This window comes from Mycobacterium sp. NGS22, from assembly GCF_059813095.1.
Window position 1 is genome coordinate 192,721 of the sequence record NZ_JCALDY010000008.1, and the last position, 22,083, is coordinate 214,803.

16 protein-coding genes are annotated in these 22,083 nt (G+C 68.4%); 7 read left to right on the top strand and 9 right to left on the bottom strand.

Annotated features, from left to right (window positions below; genetic code table 11):
• Positions 1 to 158: 158 nt before the first annotated feature.
• Positions 159 to 1,043, top strand: coding sequence for an SDR family NAD(P)-dependent oxidoreductase (locus tag AC5Y47_RS10355; protein WP_499943861.1), 885 nt, complete (start codon positions 159 to 161; stop codon positions 1,041 to 1,043).
• A 10-nt stretch (positions 1,044 to 1,053) separates the two neighbouring features.
• The gene (locus AC5Y47_RS10360; RefSeq protein ID WP_499943862.1) at positions 1,054 to 2,616 is read left to right on the top strand and encodes an AMP-binding protein; all 1,563 of its coding nucleotides are present in this window, start codon (positions 1,054 to 1,056) and stop codon (positions 2,614 to 2,616) included.
• A gap of 100 nt (positions 2,617 to 2,716) precedes the next feature.
• Here the strand turns inward: AC5Y47_RS10360 and AC5Y47_RS10365 are convergent, their stop codons facing one another.
• Complete coding sequence (locus AC5Y47_RS10365) at positions 2,717 to 7,558, bottom strand: cation-translocating P-type ATPase (protein ID WP_499943863.1); 4,842 nt, start codon at positions 7,556 to 7,558, stop codon at positions 2,717 to 2,719.
• A gap of 263 nt (positions 7,559 to 7,821) precedes the next feature.
• Positions 7,822 to 8,046, bottom strand: a complete 225-nt coding sequence (locus tag AC5Y47_RS10370; protein ID WP_499943864.1) for a hypothetical protein — start codon at positions 8,044 to 8,046, stop codon at positions 7,822 to 7,824.
• A 91-nt stretch (positions 8,047 to 8,137) separates the two neighbouring features.
• Here AC5Y47_RS10370 and AC5Y47_RS10375 point away from each other — a divergent pair, with 91 nt between their 5' ends.
• Together AC5Y47_RS10375 and AC5Y47_RS10380 are read left to right on the top strand one after the other, a co-directional pair.
• Positions 8,138 to 8,995 carry a rhomboid family intramembrane serine protease gene (locus tag AC5Y47_RS10375; RefSeq protein WP_499943866.1) on the top strand — a complete coding sequence of 286 codons (858 nt, stop codon included), beginning with the start codon at positions 8,138 to 8,140 and terminating at the stop codon, positions 8,993 to 8,995.
• Positions 8,996 to 9,212: 217 nt separating this feature from the next.
• Positions 9,213 to 9,674, top strand: a complete 462-nt coding sequence (locus tag AC5Y47_RS10380; protein ID WP_499943867.1) for an SRPBCC family protein — start codon at positions 9,213 to 9,215, stop codon at positions 9,672 to 9,674.
• Positions 9,675 to 9,698: 24 nt separating this feature from the next.
• On the opposite strand, the gene AC5Y47_RS10385 is transcribed toward AC5Y47_RS10380, so the two are convergent.
• On the bottom strand, positions 9,699 to 10,229 hold the full coding sequence (locus tag AC5Y47_RS10385) for a hypothetical protein (protein ID WP_499943868.1): 531 nt from the start codon (positions 10,227 to 10,229) through the stop codon (positions 9,699 to 9,701).
• Between the two features lie 335 nt (positions 10,230 to 10,564).
• Here AC5Y47_RS10385 and AC5Y47_RS10390 point away from each other — a divergent pair, with 335 nt between their 5' ends.
• A complete protein-coding gene (locus tag AC5Y47_RS10390; protein ID WP_499943918.1) occupies positions 10,565 to 12,517 on the top strand; it encodes an SGNH/GDSL hydrolase family protein in 1,953 nt (650 codons plus the stop codon).
• On the opposite strand, the gene AC5Y47_RS10395 is transcribed toward AC5Y47_RS10390, so the two are convergent.
• From AC5Y47_RS10395 to oxc, 4 genes are all read right to left on the bottom strand, one after another.
• A complete protein-coding gene (locus AC5Y47_RS10395; protein WP_499943869.1) occupies positions 12,514 to 13,170 on the bottom strand; it encodes an O-methyltransferase in 657 nt (218 codons plus the stop codon). The two genes, AC5Y47_RS10390 and AC5Y47_RS10395, sit on opposite strands and share 4 nt — an antisense overlap.
• Before the next feature lie 200 nt (positions 13,171 to 13,370).
• A complete protein-coding gene (locus AC5Y47_RS10400) occupies positions 13,371 to 14,126 on the bottom strand; it encodes a L,D-transpeptidase (protein ID WP_499943870.1) in 756 nt (251 codons plus the stop codon).
• A gap of 202 nt (positions 14,127 to 14,328) precedes the next feature.
• Complete coding sequence (locus tag AC5Y47_RS10405; protein ID WP_499943871.1) at positions 14,329 to 14,544, bottom strand: hypothetical protein; 216 nt, start codon at positions 14,542 to 14,544, stop codon at positions 14,329 to 14,331.
• 60 nt (positions 14,545 to 14,604) lie between these two features.
• A complete protein-coding gene (gene oxc, locus AC5Y47_RS10410) occupies positions 14,605 to 16,296 on the bottom strand; it encodes an oxalyl-CoA decarboxylase (protein ID WP_499943872.1) in 1,692 nt (563 codons plus the stop codon).
• A gap of 159 nt (positions 16,297 to 16,455) precedes the next feature.
• On the opposite strand from oxc, the gene AC5Y47_RS10415 reads away from it, so the two are divergent.
• The gene (locus tag AC5Y47_RS10415) at positions 16,456 to 17,997 is read left to right on the top strand and encodes a FadD7 family fatty acid--CoA ligase (protein ID WP_499943873.1); all 1,542 of its coding nucleotides are present in this window, start codon (positions 16,456 to 16,458) and stop codon (positions 17,995 to 17,997) included.
• Here the strand turns inward: AC5Y47_RS10415 and AC5Y47_RS10420 are convergent.
• Both AC5Y47_RS10420 and AC5Y47_RS10425 read right to left on the bottom strand, forming a co-directional pair.
• Positions 17,994 to 20,150 (bottom strand): elongation factor G-like protein EF-G2, encoded by a 2,157-nt coding sequence (locus AC5Y47_RS10420; RefSeq protein ID WP_499943876.1) that lies wholly within the window; start codon positions 20,148 to 20,150, stop codon positions 17,994 to 17,996. The genes AC5Y47_RS10415 and AC5Y47_RS10420 overlap by 4 nt on opposite strands.
• A 154-nt stretch (positions 20,151 to 20,304) precedes the next feature.
• Complete coding sequence (locus AC5Y47_RS10425; RefSeq protein ID WP_499943877.1) at positions 20,305 to 20,721, bottom strand: TIGR03668 family PPOX class F420-dependent oxidoreductase; 417 nt, start codon at positions 20,719 to 20,721, stop codon at positions 20,305 to 20,307.
• A gap of 252 nt (positions 20,722 to 20,973) precedes the next feature.
• Here AC5Y47_RS10425 and AC5Y47_RS10430 point away from each other — a divergent pair, with 252 nt between their 5' ends.
• On the top strand, positions 20,974 to 22,017 hold the full coding sequence (locus AC5Y47_RS10430) for a S1C family serine protease (RefSeq protein WP_499943878.1): 1,044 nt from the start codon (positions 20,974 to 20,976) through the stop codon (positions 22,015 to 22,017).
• Positions 22,018 to 22,083 lie beyond the last annotated feature (66 nt).

Sequence of the window (22,083 nt, forward strand, 5' to 3'; positions counted from 1 at the left end):
GTGACCCGCTGCGAGCGGCCTAGCGGCCGCTCTTGCGATCGCGACTAGTCCCGCTTGCGGGTCGCCGCCGCGGGATGGGAAGTCCCATGCACCCGCACGGTGACCGTGGGTCATGATGGTTCGAGGCAGATCGAAGAGCGATCGGGAGACCCGGACCCATGAATCTGGTAGCGGCGGTTCTTGACCGGCTGGCCAATCCCGCGCGCGTGGCGGACCCCGACAAGTTGCGCAACGCCGTCTCCGGCAAGACCGTGCTGGTGACCGGTGCTTCGTACGGCATCGGCGAGGCGACCGCCCGCAAGTTGGCCGCAGCCGGGGCCGGCGTGCTGCTCGTGGCGCGATCGGCCGAGCGGCTCGAGGACCTCGCGGCCGCGATCAACGCCGGTGGGGGACAGGCCGCGGCCTACCCGACCGATCTGAGCGACGAAGCCGCCGTCGCCGTGCTGACCAAGCAGATCAACGAGAACCACGGCCCGCTGGACATCGTGGTGAGCAACGCGGGAAAGTCGCTGCGCAGGTCCCTGCACCACCAGTACGACCGGCCGCACGATTTCCAGCGCACGATCGACATCAATTACCTCGGGCCGATCTGGCTGCTGCTGGGACTGCTGCCGGCGATGCGTGAGGCCGGTGGTGGGCACATCGTCAACGTGTCCAGTGTCGGTGTGCGCGTGGTGCCCGGTCCGCAGTGGGGCGCTTATCAAGCGTCCAAAGGGGCTTTCGACCGATGGCTGCGCAGCGTGGCCCCGGAACTGCACGGCGACGGCGTCGGCGTCACGACCATCTACTTCGCGCTGGTGCGCACCCGGATGATCGAGCCCACCCCGCTGTTGGGCAGGCTGCCCGGGTTGACGCCGGATGAGGCCGCTGACGCGATCGCCAAAGCGATCATCGAACGGCCGCGCACCAGCGAACCGCCGTGGGTGTGGCCGGCCGAACTCGCGTCGGTGCTGCTGGCCGGCCCTGCCGAAAGTGCGGCGCGGCTATGGCACCGGCGGTTCTTCGCCGAGCCGGCGTCGAGCGGTCGCGGGGCATCGGGTTAGCGTGACGGTCATGGCGGACAGCGTGCTGGGTACGGCGGCTCGTGCGGTGCTGTCATCGGGGTTGCTCGCCCCGCCGGGTCCGGTGGCGGCGCTGCGGCTGGTACGTGAGGTCGCTCGCAGCGGCACGAATCTGTATACGCTGCTGGCGATTTCGGCGGCACGCTGGCCGGACCGCACCGCGATCATCGACGACGACGGCGCGCTGAGTTACCACCAACTGCAGGCGATGACCGATTCCCTGGGCCGCGCACTGCTGGACGCCGGTGTCGAGCCGGGGCAACCGGTCGGCGTGATGTGCCGAAACGGGCGCAACTTCCTCGCCGCGGTCTTCGCCACCGGGTTGGTCGGCGCGGACGTCGTGTTGGTGAACACGGAATTTCGCACCGACGCGCTCGCCGGAGCGCTGGACGTCAATCGGGTCCGGACGATGTTCTGCGACAACGAGTTTCTGCACCAGATACACCAGACCACCGAATCCGTCACGGCGATCGACCCGGAGCAGGTCGAACCGGGCGGCGGGCGCTCCCGGCCCAAGGTCGCGCGCTCAGGCCGGATCATCCTGCTGACGTCGGGCACCACGGGTGTGCCCAAGGGTGTGCCGCGCAGTCCGAAGGTGAGTTCCGGTCTGGGCGTCGGTGTGACGATTCTGCAGCGCACCGGGCTGCATGCCGGAACCCGAATGGCCATGGCAACGCCGATGTTTCACGGTCTGGGGTTCGGCATGCTGACGCTCACCGTGAGCCTGGGCGGCACGGTCCTGACTCACCGTCGCTTCGACGCCGAAGCGACCCTGGCGCAGGCCTCGTTGCATCGGGCCGACGCGATGAGTGCGGTGCCGATCATGCTGTCCCGTCTCCTAGACCTGCCCGAGCGGGTCCGAAAGCGAAACCCGTTGCCGGCCTTGCGGGTTGTGGTATCCAGCGGTGACCGGCTCGACCCCGGGCTGGCCCGGCGGTTCATGGACGCCTACGGCGACGTCGTCTACAACCTGTACGGCTCCACCGAGGTCGGCATCGGCTCGCTGGCGACACCGTCGGAGCTACGCCGCTTTCCAGAGACCGTCGGCAGGCCCGTCGCCGGTTGCCCGGTCCGCATCTACAGCCGCAGTGGCAAACCCGTTGGTCCACGAGTCACCGGTCGCATATTCGTCGGCGGCGAACTGAATTCGCAGGGTTATATCGGCGGCGGCGCCAAAGCGGTGATCGACGGCATGGCCAGCACCGGTGATATGGGTTATCTCGACGAGGCGGGCCGGCTGTACATCGTGGGCCGCGAGGACGACATGATCGTCTCGGGCGGCGAGAACGTCTATCCCCGTGCGCTGGAGAACGCGTTGGCCGGTCATCCCGACATCGCCGAGAACGCGGTGGTGGGGGTGGCCGACGAACAGTTCGGGAAGCGCCTGGCCGCCTTCGTGGTGTTGCGGCCGGACGCCGATGTCGACGAGTCGGCGATACGAGAGTTCCTGAAGGGCAAGGTTTCCCGTTTCGAGCAGCCCCGGGATATTGCGATCGTCGAGAGCATCCCGCGCAATCCCGCGGGCAAGGTGATACGCCGGGAACTGTCCGGCTAGCTCATGGGCGCCTGGTATTCGGCGAGGGCGCTCATATGTACGCCAAAACACCGGATTGAGTGGCATTTTGGGGACGCTCGCGGCCGAATCGGGGCCTAAGCTACTCGGCGCCTTCCTCCAGTTCGGGCTGCACGGCCTCGACGGTCTTGGCCAGCCATTGCGGGGCCAGCACCGAGATCGCGGTCGTGCCCGCCGTCGCACCGATCACGCCGGTCCAGGCCACCGGGCCCAGCGGGGTGCATCCGAAGAACTGACTCAGCACCGGAGTCTGGATGATGCCGACCAATACCCCCGCACTGCCCAGGGCCGTGGCCACCACCAGCGGGCTGTGGCTGCGGGTCACCAGCGTCTGCGCCAGCTGAGTGGTCACCAGAGCCGTCAAACCCATTGTGGAGGTGCGTCTTTCGGTACCGGGCGTCCACCGCCCGATGGCCCACGCCGCCGTCGCGCCGGCGGCCGTGATCACGCCGCGGTTGACGATCTGACGCATCAGGGCGTCACCGAGTGACGGCGTCGGCTGGGTCAGCACCTCGCGCTGACGTATCCGGCGCTCCTCGTCGACCTCTTCGGGCGAGAGGTCGTCGTCTTCCTCTGGGTCGTCGTACTGCGAGGTGACGGCGACAGCAAGAGCCGGGAACATGTCGGTGAGCAGATTGACCAACAACAGCTGTCGGGTTCCCACCGGTGCCCGTCCCTGGCCGAACGCGGTGCCCAGGATGGTGAACAGGACCTCGCCCACGTTGCCGCCGACCAGGATGGTGACCGCGTCGCGCACCCCGGTCCACATGCTGCGGCCCTCAACCAGTGCGTCGAGCAGGACACCCAGGTCGTCGTCGGTCAGGACGATGTCGGCGGCGGTGCGGGCGGCCGAGGAGCCCCGACCGCTGACCCCGATGCCCACGTCGGCCATTCGGATGGCGGCGGCGTCGTTGGCGCCGTCGCCCACCATCGCGGTCACCCGGCCGCAGCGTTGCAGCGCCGCCACGATCTGTACCTTCTGTTCCGGACTGACCCGGGCGAAGACCTGGACGTCGTCGGCGAGCTTGGCGTGGCCCTCCTCGTCCATGCCGGCCAGTTCGGCGCCGGTCACCACCCGCGCGTCCTCGGGCAAACCCAGCTGACAGGCGATCGCTCGCGCGGTGACGGGATGGTCTCCGGTGATCAGCACGACGTTGCGGTCCGCCGCCACCAGCTGCTCGATCAGCGGCCGGGCGGACTCCCGCGCCGTGTCCGCCAGTCCCACATAGCCGAGCAGTTCGAGGTCGTGCGCGGCGACGTCGACGGCTTCGGGATCAGTGTCCTCGTCCTCGGCGGTGCCGTTTTCCCACGTGCGTTGCGCCACGGCGAGTACCCGCAGCCCCCGCTCGGCGAGGTGGTGCACCAACGATTCGGCTTGCTCCCGCTCGGCTCCGGGATCGGTGAATCGGCAGCGGGGCAGGATCACCTCCGGTGCGCCCTTGATCATCAACATCGGCGTCGCGTCCGCGTCCAATCCGATGCCGATCGAAGCGGCAAAGCCCCGACTGGATTCGAACGGCACGTCGGCGAGGATCGTCCAGTCCGAATCGCCTTGTCCGTTCAGTGAATTCGAGGCGTTGATGATCGCTTCGTCGGTCGCGTGCGCGTGTCCTTCGCCATTCTGGGGTTGCGTGGACGCGCGCGCCGCGGCGCGCAGCACCTCGGCGTAACGCGCATCCGTGCGCTCGGGCAGCGGGTCTTCCGGCCCGGCACTGCTCGGCACCGAGCACACCACGCGCAGCCGGTTCTCGGTCAGGGTCCCGGTCTTGTCGAAGCAGATGGTGTCGACCCGGCCCAGCGCCTCGATGGTGCGCGGCGACCGCACCAGCACCCCGCGCGCGGTCAGCCGCTGTGCGGCGGCGAGCTGGGACAGCGTGGCCACCAGCGGCAACCCTTCCGGAACGGCGGCGACGGCGATCGCGACCCCGTCGGCGACCGCTTGGCGCAGCGTGGTCCGGCGCAGCAACGCCAGACCGGTCACCGCCGCGCCGCCCGCCAGGGTGAGCGGCAGCACCTTGGACGTCAGGTCGCGCAGCCGGGCCTGCACACCGGCCGAGGTCTCCACGTTGGCGACTGCCGAGATGGCCCGCTGGGCGGCGGTACCGACACCGGTGGCGACCACGATCGCCCGCGCACGTCCGGCGACGATCGTGCTGCCCTCGAACAGCATTGAGGCACGCTCGGGATCGTTGACGGCGACCGGATCGACCTGTTTGTGGACCGGCAGCGACTCGCCGGTGAGGAAGGACTCGTCGACTTCGAGGTCCTCGGCCACCAGCAGCCGCGCGTCGGCCGGCACCACCTCCGGCGCGGCCACGTCGATGACGTCACCGGGACGCAGCTTCTTGGCTGACACGGTGGCGGTGCGGGTGGCGTGCTGCGCGGCCTCCAGCCGGCGCCGCGTCGTCGCCACCGCGGGCACCACCACGCGTCGCACCAGCTGGTCCTGTTCGGCGAAGAGCTCGGCCGCGGCGGCCTCGGCGCGCAGCCGCTGCACACCACCGGTCAGTGCGTTGACCCCCATCACGCCGGCCACCAGCAACGCGTCCACATTGCTGCCGACGATGGCCGACGCCGCGGCACCGACCGCCAGAATCGGGGTCAGTGGATCGCTCAGCTCGACTCGCGTGGCCGCCGCCAGTCGGCCCAGCACCTGCACCGGGCCCCGCAGCGGCGAGATCAACGGCGCGTACGACAGGTCGTCGAGGCGGCGTCGCCAGGTCGAGGTGCCCGGTTCGACCGCGATCGGGCGCGACCCACCGGACAGGCGCGAGTACACGATCTCGGGATCCAGGGCGTGCCAGGCGGTCAGCGGCTGCGGGGTGGGATCGGGCAGTCGCAGCACCCGGGCCGCCGAGAAGGATCCGGACAACATAGCTGTCGCGGCGGCGGTGTTGACCGGGTTGAGCCAGCGCCGCAGCGACGGGGTGTTGGTGGTTCTGCCGTCCTCACCGGTGACCAGCAGCAGGCCGGCCAGCGTGGTGCCGCCCTGAGCCAGATGCACTCCGGATTCGCTGGCCGCGCGCGCCACCGGCAGCGCCGACAGGATCCGCACCGCGGCGGCCAGGTCGGTGCCGGTGATGATGTCGGCCGTCCACGGTGTGGCGGCGCGCGGGTCGTCCAGGGCGACGCCGACGTCGGCGATGGCCAGCGCGGCCAGCGTGTCGGTCGACGCGAAGTCGCGGTGCAGGGCGGTGATCAGCAGCACGGGCCCGCGGTCGATACGGAGGTCCCGGACCAGCTTCAACAGCGGCGTGCCGGGTGGGTGCGTCGAACCGACGCTGGCCGAGAGGTCTTCGGTGCCGGCCACGTGACGCAACACCACCCGAGCTCCGGTGCGGTGAGCGGTCTGCAGCAGGGGGATCGCGAAGGGGTCGACTTCCCAACCGACGTCGACGCCGCCGACCCGTTCGCCGTCGTTGATCAGGTCCGCGTGCTCGAGGCCCTGTGCCGGCGTCGCCGAGGACCCTTGCGGCCGAATCCATTTCAGCCGGGCGCCGACGGCGGGCAACTCGTCGGGGTCGGGCTCGGGAGCTTCCTCCCCGTGCAGCAGCGCGTCGGCCACCTCATAGACGCGGTCGTCGTCCCAACCCGGCTCGTCGCCCTGCGCGCGCAGGACCGCCCGGTGATCACCGCGCAATGCGGCGCCGTCGATCACCACCACCTTCACCCGATCCAGCCGCCGCAGCGCGCCCGGGTCGAGCAACAGCAACCCCGCGTTCGCCAATCCGCGCCCCAAGGTGGTCGCGAACGCCTCGCGGCCGACGTGCGCGGCTTTCGGCACGCCGGCCAGGATCGCTTCGGCTGCCTCGGCGGCACCGCCCCCGGCGAACAGCGCTCCTGCCGCCGCCACCACCGAACCGCTGGCGGCCTGGGCTCCGTACTCCTCGACCGGGCCCTTCATCGAGCGCTTGTCCTGGTCGATCGCGGAATCGATGGCGCCGTCGACGACGACGTGCGAGGCCTCGCCCGCGGCCGCGGCCGCCCAGTTGTGCCGTGGGGTGTGCTCGACCTCGGCCGACGACAGGACCGGGACCACCGGAGCCTGCGGCCGGTCGGGTGAGGCGAGTTGCGGCTCCCGTTCCCGCCACCGTTGCCGGTGCGCCGCGGCCTCGGACAGCTGCAGGCTGCGCTGGACGAGGTCCAGCAGCGGCGTGCTGATGGACTGGCTCAATCCGTAGGCCAGCGCGGTCGAACCGCTCAGGACGATGTCGGTGCCGACCCGGCCGAGCCGGGACTCCAGCGCGGACACCACCCGCGGTTGGTAGTTGATCAGTGCCGCCGCTGCCTTGGCGCTGCTCGGGGCTACGGGCATTCGGGTGAACCACCCGGTCACCGCGGCGCCCACCGCCACGGCGTCCATTGCCGCCGCGGTCAGTGGCACCAGGATCGCCAACGGGTTGCCCGGGTCAGCGAACGGGGCGGCCCGGGGTGCGGAGGCCTTCCCCGACTCAGCGAGATCGCGCGCCACCGCTGTGGCGGTGTCGCGCACCTCCTCCAACACGTCATCGACGTCCGCGCCGTCGGAGATTTCCACGACCAGCCGGCCCAGGGCACCTTCGACGTGAGCGCTGGCCACTCCCGGGAGGCGCCGAACCGGCTCCTCGATCACCGGCGCGTACTCGTGCCACCGGGGGAAGGGCAGCAGCGGGTCGAGATCCAGGTGCACTCGTCGTCCGCTCTCCCACCGCACCGGCGGGGTGACGGGCTCGGGCGCGCCGTCGGTGGAACCACCCAACCCGATCGCCCGGCCGGTGGTGTGCGTCACCGACTGCACCACCGGGCCGACCAGTTCGGCGACCGGACTGGTCAGCTTCTGCACCGCGTCGGCCGTGTCGGCGGCACCCTGGACACCGGCACGCACGATCTGCGTTGCCCCTCCGGTGAGAGCGCCGACGATGTCGGCCACACCCGGAATCTTCAATTCATCACCCTTCGCTGACGTCTACCGTGCCAATCCTTCCGGCGCCTCGGTGACCTGTCCACACGGCCCGCGGATAGCCGCCGGGATACCCCGTCGGCGACAACCTGAAAGGCGAAGTGGCAGACGAAATTCGACAGGCTATCGGGGGTGGGCCAGGAAGCGCGGCGGCGGCTCGATGGTGGCGGAAAACATGAGCCGGCGGTAGCCGTCGAGCGGCTACTCGTCGCGCGATCCCGGCCGAGGAGGTCGGATCGACGAATTATCTAGAGAGTTCGGTGATGTGCCCGGTTGACGTGATAGCCGGTCGGAAAAGACTTTTCGATAACCTGCAGGTGGTGGTCCACTCGGGACTCCAATTCAAGAACCACGCAGCCGTCGCCGACGGCTTTGGACTCGAGAACTATGTAGCGCTGACCACCGTCGGTGATCGGGTCACCGGAATGCAGATTTTCGACGGCCACCAATTCTGGGGTTCCGTTTGACTCCACCCGAATCACAGTAGGTGAACCGAGCGGGGGAAGGGAATAGCTCGCCTGCCCATTCGACGGCGTGCCGGCGCGGCAGGCAAGAATGGGCGCAATGAATACACCGCAGCTGCCGGCCGATGCGCCGACCTGCTACCGGCATCCCGACCGCCAGACCTACCTCCGGTGCACCCGATGCGAGCGGCCGATCTGTGGGGACTGCATGCGCAGCGCCGCCGTCGGTCACCAGTGCGTGGAATGTGTCCAGGCGGGTGCGGCCAGCATCCGGCAGCCCCGCACCCAGTTCGGCGGGCGGGAGCGCGCCGGTCGGCCGGTGGTCACCTACGTGCTGATCGCGATAAACGTGCTGGCGTTCGTCGCGGAGTACCTGTCGGTCGATGCGCAACGGGCTTTCACGCTGTGGCCGCGGGCGGTCGCGCACGGCGAGTTGTACCGCCTGGTGACCTCGGCGTTTCTGCACTACGGACCTCAGCATCTGCTGCTGAACATGCTGGCGCTCTACTTCGTGGGAGCACCGCTGGAGCAGTGGCTCGGCCGGTTGCGATTCGTCGGTCTGTACGCGTTGAGCGGGCTGGGTGGTTCGGTGCTGGTCTATCTGCTGGCGCCGTTGAACACCGCGACGGCGGGTGCCTCGGGTGCGATCTACGGACTGTTCGCGGCCATCTTCGTGGTGGCCAAGCGGCTCAACCTCGACGTTCGCATGATCGTCGCCGTCATCGTCGTCGTCAACCTCGCGTTCACCTTCGTGGCGCCGGCGGTCAGTTCCCATCAGATCAGCTGGCAAGGGCATGTGGGCGGTCTGGTGACCGGCGGATTGGTCGCCGCGGCGTACGTGTACGCACCCCGGAAGCGGCGAGACCTCGTGCAAGCGGCGGCGACGGCCGCGACCCTGGTCGTCTTCGCGGCGTTGATCTGGTGGCGGACCGCGCAGTTGGTTGCGCAGTTCGGTTAGCCGCTGGGCGTGTTGAGCGTGAAGCCTGGGCGTTGAGCGTGAAGCCTGGGCTTTGAGGGTGAAGCCTGGGCGTTGAGCGTGAAGCCTGGGTGGGATCCCGTCGATTTTTCCGCCGTGGGTTCACCCCGAAAGCCGTCATTTCACAATCAACGCCAAGGATGCACACCCAAAGCCGCGGAGGCGCCTGAGCCTTAGCCCGCGCACGTAGGGTGACCTGGTGGCGTGGTGGGTAGGGCGAGCCGAACGGACGCTGACCGCAGACGTGCCCGCGCCCCCGGCCCAGGTACGCGAGTACTACGTCGACCTGGACAACCTCAGACTGGTGCACCCGCTGATCGTGGCGGTGCAGTTGCTCTCCCGCGACGACACGCCCGCGGGCTACCGGGTGAGCTACCGGGTCGTCGACCGAATCCCGTTGGGGCCGCTGAAAACCAAGGTCCGTTACCGCGCGCGGCTGCACGTGCCGGTCGAGGGTGACGTGCACACCGAAGCGGACCAGTGGCCGGGCGTGCGGCTACGCGCGACGGTGAGTTTCCAACCCGTCGACGACGGCACCCGCGTCACCGAGCGGATCCGGTTCGCCGCGCCGCGGCCGTTGGTCGCGTTCACCGTGCGCGAGGCGGTCGACGCGCACACGAAGATGCTCGACGGGATCCGGCGTCACTTCGAATTCCGTTGAGCGGCGGGCTGTTCGACGGGTCGGCTAAGACTGGAACGGGTTCTCGGTGGTGAACACGCGGTAGAAGTACGGCAGGTTGTCCGGATCGCCGTAGTCGACGCGTTTGAAGGCCTTGTCGATCGGGTTGGCGCGGGACCGGGTGCCGGGGTGGTAAACGGTGAGCCTGCCCAGATGCTGGACGAGGTCGTCGGGTGTCTCGACCCACTGATAGCCGGCGTGGCGGACCATGACTTCACCGAGATAGCAGCCGAACACGAAGATGGACTCGGCCAGAAAGTCCGATCCGGCCGCGCGAAAGCCGTCCAGGATCTCGTCCACCCGGTGCAGCGAGGCCGGGCTGTAGTCGAGCTCGATACCGGCCACCTGTAGGGCCGCAGCGGCGGCGCTTTCGGCCAGTTGGGACGCGGTCGCCGGGCTGGGTGACGCGGGGAGTTGCAGCGCGCGGCCGGTCCACGGCGGCCCGGCGCCTGACTCGGGGATCGGCAGTTGGGCATGGGGTGCGCTGGTGACTTCCGGCTCCGGCTTGGTCTTGCGGCGCCGGGAAAACCAGCCCATGTCGATGCCTTCTGCTCGTGCTGCGGTGTGTCCGCGACCAGGATACGGACCGGAATGAGCAAATCCGTTGCGTGTCTTGGACTATCCCGCGTGTCCTGACCGAGATCGGAGCGTCCCGCACCTAGGCTTGCTGGGATCAAGAGGAGGGGCAGCGACGTATCGCCACCAAATTCGGCGCCGGACGACCGAATGGTCAGGGCGCAGCAGCGGCAGACGCTGAGCCGGGCGGGACGGACACCGCACCGGCTTCGTCCGCATCCCGTAAACGTTGGGTCGCCCCGGTTCGTCGTGCCGGACGGTCAGCAGTCTGGGACCGGCCCGAACGGCACAGCGGCATCCCAGCTTTGGACGGCCTGCGCGCGATAGCGGTCGGGTTGGTCCTGATCGGGCACGGCGGCATCCCCGGTGTCGCCGGCGGATTCATCGGTGTCGACATCTTCTTCGTGCTCAGCGGCTTCCTGATCACTTCACTGTTGCTCGACGAACTCGGCCGCAGCGGTCGGATAGACCTGACCGGCTTCTGGATACGACGGGCGCGCCGCCTGCTGCCGGCGCTGCTGCTGATGGTTCTGACGGTCAGCGTGGCCCGCGAGTTCCTGCCGTACCAGTCGCTGAACGGTCTGCGCGGTGACGCGATCGCCGCGTTCTGCTGGATGGCGAACTGGCGGTTCGTGGCCCAGAAGACGGACTACTTCACCCAAGGTGCACCGCCGTCGCCGCTGCAGCACACCTGGTCGCTGGGGGTCGAAGAGCAGTACTACATCGTCTGGCCGGTGCTGCTGATCGCGGTGACCCTGTTGTTGGCGGCCCGCGCCCGGCGCTATTTCGCCAAGACCACCGTCGGGCACGTCCGGTTCACCGCCTTCGTCATCGCCAGCCTCGGCGTGTTGGCTTCGGCGGCGGCCGCCATCGTGTTCACCAGCGACGCCACCCGCGACCGGATCTACTTCGGCACCGATACCCGGGCGCAGGCGCTGCTGATCGGTGCCGCGGCATCGGCCCTGCTGGTCCGCGACTGGCCGTCGCTGAACCGGGGATGGTGCCTGATCCGCACCCGGTGGGGGCGACGCGCCGCCCGGGTGCTGCCGATGGTCGGGTTGGTGGTGCTCGCGCTGGTCACGCACTACGCGAAAGGCAGTGCCGGTGAGTTCCGGCACGGTCTGCTGATCGTGGTGGCCGTCGCCGCCGTCCTGGTGGTGGCACCCGTCGCGATCGAGCAGCGCGGTGCGGTGGCTCGCGCGCTGGCCTGGCGCCCTCTGGTGTGGCTGGGCAGCATCTCCTACGGCGTGTATCTCTGGCACTGGCCGATCTTCCTGGTGCTCAACGGCGAACGCACCGGGTGGTCCGGCGCCGGACTGTTCGCGGCCCGCTGCGCGCTGACGCTGGCGGTGGCCGGTGTCTCGTATTGGGCGATCGAGCAACCGATCCGGCGTTGGCGACCGGAGCGGGTGCCGCTGCTGCCGTTGGCGGCGGCGACCGTCGCCAGCGCCGCCGCGGCGACGATCCTGGTGGTTCCGGTCGGCACGGGACTGCGTGAAGTCGGGCTACCGCCGGGGGTTTCCGCGGTGGCGGCGGTGTCGCCGTCGCCGCCGGGAGCCGGCCAGCCCACCGCGGTCCCCGGCCCGCGGGATCCCAACCAGCCGTTCACCGTTTCGGTGTTCGGCGATTCCATCGGCTGGACGATGATGCACTTCCTGCCGCCGACACCCGGCTTCAAGTTCGTCGACCACACCGTCATCGGATGCAGCCTGGTGCGCGGCACGCCGTACCGCTACATCGGCCAGACGCTGGAGCAGCGGACGGAATGCGACACCTGGCCCGGTCGCTGGGCGACGCAGATCAACCAGGACCGGCCCGATGTCGCACTGCTGGTGATCGGCCGGTGGGAGACGGTGGACCGGGTCAACGAGGGCAAGTGGACGCACATCGGCGACCCGGCCTTCGACGCCTACCTGAACTTCGAGCTGAATCGGGCCCTGGACATCGTCGGCTCCACCGGTGTCCGGGTGATGGTGGCCACGGTGCCCTACAGCCGGGGCGGGGAGAAGCCGGACGGCCGGCTGTATCCGGAGGACCAGCCGGATCGGGTCAATCAGTGGAACACGATGCTGCGCAACGCAATTGGGCAGCGCCGGAATGTCGGGATCGTCGACCTGAACAAGAAGCTCGGCCCGGACGGCGTCTACACCACCAAGGTCGACGGCATCAAGCTGCGCAGCGACGGTGTGCACCTCACCCCGGAGGGGGTCAAATGGCTGCTGCCGTGGCTGGAGGAGTCACTGCGTTAGCCGGTCCAGCAGCTGAGTTCCATGCTGTCGCTGTCTCTGGCGGGGAAGTTGAAGCTGACGTAGCCGTTGCCGGGGCCGCGGACGTGGTCCAGATAGGGCCGGGTGTCGGGGGCTTCGGTGTTGTCGGCGATCACCAGCGCGCCCGCGGACAGTGACGGTTCGAGCAGCTTGATCACCGGGACGTACAGGTCTTTCCAGCCGTCGAGCAGGACGAAATCGACCGGCTCACCCACCTGTTGGAGCGTGCTCAACGCATCGCCTTCCAGGATGGTGATCACGTCCTGCAATCCGGTGTCGGCGAAGGTCTGCTTGGCCGCGGCGATCTTGGTGTCGCTCAGTTCGGTGGTGATCACCCGGCCGCTGCCGTTGTCGCGCACCGCGGCGGCGAGGTGGATCGCGGAAATGCCGAAGGACATGCCGAATTCGACGACGGTCGCGGGACGGGTAGCCCGCACCAGCGCGTAGAGCAACCGGCCCGCATCGGGAGTCACCGGGATGTAGAACTCGCTCATCGCCTCGGTGCGCTCCTGCGCCGTCATCGGACGGTTGAACTGATCGTGCCGTGCGCGCAACAGCGACATCTGGTCCTTGGCGGCGGTGTACATCCGGTCGAGCGTCGAGGCGACCCGCGGGTCCTGCAGGGTGTTGGACATGCTTCCGACTGTATGCCCCACTTCGCTGTGACTCCCCGGCTTCGGTTGTGAAGCGACGGCTTTCAGGGTGAGCTCAGGGCGGGAAAATCGCCCGAAATCCCGCCCAGGCTTCCCACGCAAAGCCAAGGATTCACGCTGAAAGCCGAGGATTCACGCGCAAAGCCAAGGATTCACGCTAGAAACGCGGCAACCGCTGGGGTTCAGGCCACGACGTCGATCGGGTCGCCGATGGTGACCATGTTGAAGTACCAGGCGGCGTTGTCCGGGCTCAGGTTGATGCAGCCGTGGCTGACGTTGGCGTAGCCCTGCGAGTTCACCGACCACGGCGCCGAATGCACGTAAACCCCACTGCCCGTGACGCGTACCGCGTACGACGCGGTGATCAGGTACCCGTCCGAGGAATTGAGCGGAATGCCGATGGTGCGGGAGTCCATCACGACGGTGCGTTCCTTGGACATGGCGTTGAAGTTTCCGATCGGCGTGGGACGACTGGGCTTGCCCATCGACGCCGGCATCGTTCGAAGCACCTCGCCGTTGCGGCTGACGGTGAAGGTGTGCGCGGAAATACTGGCCACACCGCGCAATTCGTCGCCGGTCTCGAAGCCCTCCGTCAGCTCCTGCACCCCCACCGACACGCGGGTGTGGCCGGGCCAGTACCGGTCCGGCACCCACTGCACGACATTGCCGTCCAGCCACTGGAAGTGGCCGGTCATATTGCTCGGTGAGCTGATGCGGATGGACCGCTCGGCGGCGCGATGATCGGCCACCGGAGCTGTGAAGGTCACCACAACAGGTGTGGCGATGCCTACCACCGCGCCTTGGCTGGGAAACACCGACGCGACAGCGGGAAGCGGATGCGGTACCGGAACGGCGCCGGTGGCGGGGCTGCCCGACCCGGCTGCGGCCATCGTCGTGGTCGCGACCAGGACGAATAAGTAACGAACCGCTCGACGCATGGCCTTCACCCTTCGGGATGGTGCTCGGGATGGTGCGGTGGACACAAGCGAATATTCTAGTGGCTATCCACCCCGAGCGGCCATAGCAAACAATTCGGCATAGCGGGGCGCCGATGAAGTCACCCGAGTGACGCGGGTGACGTCGAAGTGCACGCGGTTCTCGGGCCGCTCGGCCCTCTCACTGGCAAAGCTGGTCGGGCGGCTAGACCGCCCGCCATTGGTCGGGCTTCTTCCTGTCGTCCAGGTGTCGGACGCGGGCGACGTGAGGTGCGTGTCCCTGCTGTTTCGCCCACTCGACAGCTTCCTGCTGGGTGTTGAACTCGGCAAGAACGCTGTCTGCGTGTTCTTCCACGACGTAGTGGGAAATCGGGTCTCCGTCACGGCCTTTTGGTCGTGGTTCGACGAATACGTGGGCCATGGTGTCTCCTTCTCGGCATCGATCAACCGTTCCTTGAATACCCAGAGTTCGCAGGCATTCTCACTTGGATTGCACGTCACGCCGCTGGGGGTTGAGGCCGGCCAGGTGGCCGCTCTCCACTCCGGCGGCGGGGTCGAGGGCGCAGTCGATCAGCGCCGGGCCGTTGGACGCCAGCGATTCGGTCAGTGCCTCCTCGAGTTCGGTTGGTGTCGTGACGTGGTAACCCTTGCCGCCGAAGGCTTCTGCGAGCAGTTCGTGCCGGGCGCCGGCGTTGAGGACGGTGGGCGCGGGATCGGCGCCGGTGACGGATTCGTCGCCGCGGTACACGCCGCCGTTGTTGAGGATCACCACGGTCACCGGCAATCGGTAGCGGCAGATCGTCTCGATCTCCATGCCGCTGAAACCGAACGCGCTGTCACCTTCGACGGCGACGACGGGCCGTCCGGTCTCCACCGCGGCGGCGATGGCATAGCCCATCCCGATGCCCATCACGCCCCACGTACCGGTGTCGAGCCGATGCCGCGGGAGTTCCATCTCGATGACGTTGCGGGTCAGGTCCAGCGCATTGGCGCCCTCGTTCACCAGGTAGACGTCCGGATTCTGTTGTAACACACTGCGAATGGCGCCCAGGGCGTTGTAGAACCGCATCGGGTGCGGGTTCTCGGCCAGCCTCTCCTGCATCTTCGCGTCGTTGCGGGCTTTGCGCTCGGCGAGCTCTTCGGTCCACCCGGCGTCGACCGCGATCGGGTGCTCGGCCAACCCGTCCAGCAGCGCCGACATCACCGAACCGATGTCACCGGTCAGCGGCGCCGCGATCGGCTGGTTGCTGTCGAACTCCGCCGGGGCGATGTCGATCTGCACGAACTCGGTCTCCGGCGACCACTGCGGCGATTCCCCATGGCCCAGTAGCCAATTCAGCCGTGCCCCGACCAACAGCACCGCATCCGCGCGGGCGATCGCCAGGGAGCGGGCGGCGGCGGCCGACTGCGGATGCACGTCGGGCAGCAGGCCTTTGGCCATCGACATCGGCAGGTAAGGGATGCCGGTGGTTTCCACGAACTCCCGAATCACGTTGTCGGCCTGGGCATATGCCGCACCTTTACCCAGCACGATCAGTGGGCGCCGAGCCCGGGCCAGCACCTGTAGCGCCCGGTCCACCGCGTCGGGTCCCGGCAGTTGCCGGGGGTCCGGATCGACGACGCGCCAGACCGAGGCGGCGGCCGGGCCGGCCTCCATCACCTGGCCCAGCACTTCCCCGGGGATGTCGAGATAGACGCCGCCGGGCCGACCGGAGATCGCGGTCCGGACCGCCCGCGCGACGCCCCGCCCGATGTCCTGCACCCGGCCGATCCGGTAGGCGGCCTTGACGAACGGGCGCGCCGCGTTGAGTTGGTCGATGTCCTGGTAATCCCCCCGCTGCAGATCGACCACGGACCGCCCGCTGGAGCCGGAGATCTGGATCATCGGGAAGCAGTTGGTGGTGGCATTGGCCAACGCGGGCAGGCCGTTGAGGAAGCCGGGCCCCGATGTCGTCAGGCACACCCCGGGCCGACGGGTCAGAAAGCCCGCGGCCGCAGCGGCATTGCCGGCCGAGGCCTCATGCCGGAAGCCGATGTAGCGGATCCCGCGGGCCTGCGCGGTCCGTGCCAGGTCGGTGATCGGGATCCCGACGACCCCGTAGATCGTCTCGACGTCGTTGGCCTGCAGCGCGTCCACCACCAGGTGGAAGCCGTCGGTCAGTTCGGCGCTCATGCTGGGTGCTCCTCGTATGTGATGTCTCAGCATCACTGTCGTCGGGTTCGTCGGCCGTGTCCAAGACCCGGTCGCCATCCGATGATCCACGCCGTCTATCGAGACCGGTAGCGCACCGGTATTGGACAGCGAGCGCTCTGGCGCGGCAGGGTGCTGCATATGGCATTCGAACGGCATCCAGGCATCGTGGAGATGATCGCGGCGGCCGCGGCACGCGCACCGGAGGCGGCGGCCCTCGTCGTCACCGCCGATCGCGTCCCGGTCAGCTACCGCGACCTGATCCGACTGGTCGACGACATGGCCGGGAAACTGAGGCAGGCCGGACTGGCATCGGGGGACCGGGTGGGGCTGCGCACCGGCAGCAGCGCCGAATTCGTCGTGGGCCTGTTGGCGGGATTGCGGGCGGGCCTGGTCGTGGTCCCGTTGGATCCGGCGCTGCCGGTGGCCGATCAGCGTGCCCGCAGTGAAGCGGTGGGGGCGCGGGCGGTGCTCGTCGAGGGGCCGGGGGACCCGTCGGAGCCGTCGGTGCGATGGTGGCCGATTTCGGTGACCGCCGCCGACGGGGACGGTGGCTGGGCGGCCCACCTGGACGCCGGCACCCCGCCCGACCCGGCCGTTTCCACACCGGCGGGGTTGCGCGACGACGACGCGATGATCATGTTCACCGGCGGCACCACCGGGCTGCCCAAGATGGTTCCCTGGACGCACGACAACATCGCCACCTCGGTGCGGGCCGTCGTGGCCGGATACCAACTGACCGAACATGATTCGACGGTCGCGGTGATGCCGCTCTATCACGGCCACGGCCTGATCGCAGCACTGCTGTCGACGCTGGCCTCCGGCGGCACGGTGCTGTTGCCCGCACGTGGCAAGTTCTCGGCGCACACATTCTGGGATGACATCGACGCCGTCAAGGCCACCTGGTACACCGCGGTGCCGACCATCCACCAGATCCTGCTGGAGCGCGGTTCGCAAAACCGCAGTGCCGCTTTGCGTTTCATCCGCAGTTGCAGCGCTCCGCTGACGCCGGAAGTGGCGCGCGCGCTGCACGCGGAGTTCTCCGCACCGGTGCTGTGCGCCTTCGGCATGACCGAGGCCACCCACCAGGTGGCCACCACGTCGGCCGATCAGGAGATGAACCCCGCCGTCGCGACCGGTCTGGTCGGGCGCTCCACCGGACCCGAGATCGGCATCGTCGGCCCCGACGGACAACCCCTCGCGCCGGGCGCGGTCGGCGAGGTGTGGCTGCGCGGGGCCACGGTGGTACGCGGCTACCTCGGTGACCCCGAGATCACCGCGGCGAACTTCACCGACGGCTGGCTGCGCACCGGAGATCTGGGGACGCTGTCCGAAGCCGGCGACCTCAGCATCCGCGGCCGGATCAAAGAACTCATCAACCGCGGCGGTGAGAAGATCTCACCCGAACGCGTCGAAAGCGTGCTCGCCACCCATCCCAACGTCATGGAAGTGGCGGTGTTCGGGATACCGCACCCGATGTACGGCGAAGCGGTGGCCGCGGTGGTCGTGCCCCGCGGCGCGGCGCCCACCGCCGAGGAACTGACCCGCTTCTGCCGGGATCGGTTGGCGCCGTTCGAGATTCCGGCGAGCTTCGAGGTGACCGGGGAGTTGCCGCACACCGCGAAGGGATCACTGGACCGCCGCGCGGTAGCCCAGCGGTTCGGCCCACAGCCGCAGAGCTAGGCGCTGGTCTTCACCCGGGCCGCGGCGGATTCCGGCATCGGTTCGTAGCGGGCGAAGGTGCGGGTGAAGGACGCTGCCCCGTGCGCCAGGGAGCGCAAATCGATGGCATAGCGGGTCAATTCGACCTGCGGCACTTCGGCGTTGACGACGGTGCGCTCGTGGCCGGCGGTGTCGGTGCCCAGCACCCGGCCGCGACGGCTGGACAGGTCGCCCATCACCGCACCCACGTAGTCATCGGGCACCAGCACCGAGATCTCGTCGATGGGTTCGAGCAGGATCACCTTCGTCGCCGCCGCGGCCTCGCGCAGCGCCAGCGCGCCGGCCATCTGAAACGCGAAGTCCGACGAGTCGACGCTGTGCGCCTTGCCGTCGAACAGCGTGACCCGCAGGTCGACTACCGGATACCCGGCGTGCACACCCTTGTCCATCTGGGCGCGCACCCCCTTCTCCACACTCGGGATGAAGTTGCGCGGCACCGCCCCACCGACCACCTTGTCGACGAACTCGAACCCCGAACCCTCCGGCAGCGGCTCGACCTCGATGTCGCACACCGCGTACTGGCCGTGGCCGCCGGACTGCTTGACATGGCGACCGTGCCCTTTGGCCTTGCCGCCCAAGGTTTCTCGCAGCGGCACGCGCAGCTCGACGGTATCTACCGTCACCCCGTACCGGTTGGCCAGTGCATCCAGCACGACTCCGGCATGGGCCTCCCCCATGCACCAGAGCACTACCTGATGGGTCTCCGGGTTCTGCTCGATGCGCAACGTCGGGTCTTCGGCCGCCAACCGGCTCAACCCGATCGACAATTTGTCCTCGTCGGTCTTGGCGTGCGCCGCAATTGCGATCGGCAGCAACGGTTCTGGCATCGTCCACGGCTTGAGCACCAACGGCTCGGACTTGTCGGACAACGTGTCGCCGGTTTCGGCGCGGCTCAGCTTGCCGATCGCGCAGATGTCGCCGGCCACCACGGCGGGCGCGGGCCGCTGCTGTTTTCCGAGCGGGAACGACAGCACCCCGATGCGCTCGTCTTCGTCGTGGTCGGGGTGGTTGCCGCCGTGACCGTTGGCGGTGCCGAAGAAGGACGAGAAGTGGCCCGACACATGAACCGTGGCATCGGGTTTGATCCTCCCGGAGAACACCCGGACCAGGCTGACCCGCCCGACATAGGGATCCGAGGTGGTCTTGACCACCTCGGCAAGCAGCGGCGCGTCGACGTCGCAGGCCAACTCGTCGTGCGCGGCGCCCTGCGGGGTGAACACCTCCGGCAGGGGATGTTCCATCGGGGACGGGAAGCCGCGGGTGGCGACCTCGAGCAGTTCGAGGGTGCCGACGCCGGTGCTGCTGCACACCGGGATCACCGGGAAGAACGAGCCGCGGGCGACGGCCTTCTCGAGATCCTGGATCAGCACCGATTCGTCGATCGTCTCGCCGCCCAGGTAGCGCTCCATCAAGGATTCGTCCTCGGACTCCTCGATGATCCCTTCGATCAGGCTGCCACGCGCCTCCTCGATGCGGTCGGCGTCGGACTCGTCGGGCGCAGACGTGGTGCGGCGGCCGTCGGCGTAGCTGTACCGGGTTTGCGACAACAGCCCGATCAAGCCTGGGGAACCGGGCGGGCCGGTCGGCAGATACAACGGTAAGACCTTGTCGCCGAACGCATTCTGCGCCCCGGCGAGCGCCTCGGGGTAGTCGGCGCGGGCGTGGTCGAGCTTGGTGATGACCACGGCTCGGGGCATCCCGACCTGGCTGCATTCCTGCCAGAGCGACTTGGTCGGCTCGTCGACGGCCTCATTGGCGGCGATCACGAACAGGGCGCAGTCGGCAGCACGCAATCCGGCGCGCAACTCCCCGACGAAGTCGGCGTATCCGGGTGTGTCGATGAGGTTGACCTTGACGCCGTCGTACGCCAGCGAGGCCACCGCGACACCGACCGAGCGTTGCTGGCGGATTTCGGCCTCGTCGAAGTCGCAGACGGTGCTGCCCTCGGTGACCGATCCCGGCCGGGACAACACCCCGCCGGCGACCAGCAGTGCCTCGATCAGGGTGGTCTTGCCGCCGCCGGAGGGTCCGACCAGCACGACATTGCGGATGCCGTCGGGACCGCTCGCGGTGGGGGCCGTCCCCTGAGCAGCAGCACTGACTCTGTCGGCCATGACGTTCCTCCAGTTCTCCCGCGGTACGGGTGATCCAGCTCACAGGGCGCAGGTTCAACTTTTCTCCCAACCGACGCCCAGCACAAGGGTCGACGCGCCCGCCGGGGGATCGACGCGCGGGCGGGTCCCCGCGTCGTTCAGTCCCCGCCGGGCCTCAGGCGTGCCAGCCCGACCAGCGCCGCACCGTCACCGCGATGACCGGACCGTCCAGTGAAACCGATTGATACTGAGGGTATTTGGCGCGCAGCAGCCGGTATCCGGTGTGCAGCACCGGGCCGTCGCGGACGATCGTGGCGCTGCCGTCGGCGCGGACCCACCACAGCCTCGTCCAGTCGGCGTCGTAATGATCGACGAGCAGGCTCACCGCCGGGTTGCTTTCGATGTTGGCCAGCCGGCGCAGCCGCCGAGTGCTTTTGGGTTTGGCGTCGACCGCGGTGTAGACGACGGCTGCGTCTTCTTCGTGGCAAACCGCGAACACCACCGGCACCAGATGCGGGACCCCCTCGGCGGTGACCGTGGCCAACCGCGCGACCGGCGACCGCGCGAACCAGTCCGGCGGGTCGAATTCCACCCGGCCAGCTTATGAGCGGGACAGTGATTAAAGTCACCGGTCCGGTTGGACGATTAGGCAATTTCCGCCTCGGTGCCAGGTTTTGGCTCGATCGGGCGCCATTCGACCCATATCGCTAACTGAATTTTCCCGATTCGGCGGCTGACCTCCGTATCAAATGGGTATTTGGATTACGGTGGTGACACCAAACGCCGCGACCGGACTCACGGCTGGGACATGCGGTAATCGATCCGACGCAGGAGGTTCTACGGGATGAACACAATGCGCCACCGTTCGCTGAGCTGGGTTATCGCCCTGCTGACTCTGGTCGGATTGAGCCTGGTTATTCCGCCGGTGCCCGCGTCGGCAACGCCATTGAAAGAATTCCCGGCCAAACCACTCGACCCGGCGGCCACCGTTGCACAGGTGGGTCCGCAGGTGGTCAACATCAACACCAAGTTGGGCTACAACAATGCCGTGGGCGCCGGCACCGGCATCGTCATCGACCCGAACGGTGTGGTGTTGACGAATAACCACGTGATTTCCGGCGCCACCGACATCAGCGCGTTCAGCGTCGGGGACGGCCGGACCTACGGCGTGGACGTGATCGGGTACGACCGCAGCCAGGATGTCGCGCTGATCCAGCTGCGCGGCGCGGGTGGCGTCCCGACCGCCGCGATCGGCGGTCCGGTGAGCGTCGGCGAGCCGGTGGTGGCGCTGGGCAACACGGGCGGGCAGGGCGGCACCCCACGCGCGGTGCCCGGCAAGGTGATCGCCGTGAACCAAACCGTCCAGGCGTCGGACGCGCTGACCGGGGCCGAGGAGACCCTTAACGGTCTGATCCAGTTCGACGGCGCGATCGCGCCCGGCGACTCCGGCGGCCCGGTGGTCAACAGTGCCGGTCAGGTCGTCGGCGTCAACACAGCCGCCTCCGAAAGCTTCCAGCTGCAGGGCGGGCAGGGCTTCGCCATTCCGATCGGCACCGCGATGGGCATCGCCAATCAGATCCGCAGCGGCGGGGGTTCGCCCACCGTGCACGTCGGCCCCACTGCGTTCCTCGGTCTCGGCGTCGTCGACAACGGCGGCAACGGTGCACGGGTGCAACGCGTGGTGGGCACCGCGCCCGCGGCGTCCGTCGGGATCTCCAACGGCGACGTCATCACCGCGATCGACGGCGTGCCGATCAACTCAGCCACCGCGCTCTCGGACGCGCTCACGCCGCACCATCCCGGAGATGTGATCTCGATCAGCTTCACCACCAAGTCGGGTGTCGCGCGCACCGAGAACGTGACCCTGGCCGAGGGACCGCCGGCCTGATCTCGAGTTGCGACGAGCGAAACCTTTTGGTATTAGCGGCAATTCACGATTTTGTTCCAGGCATGT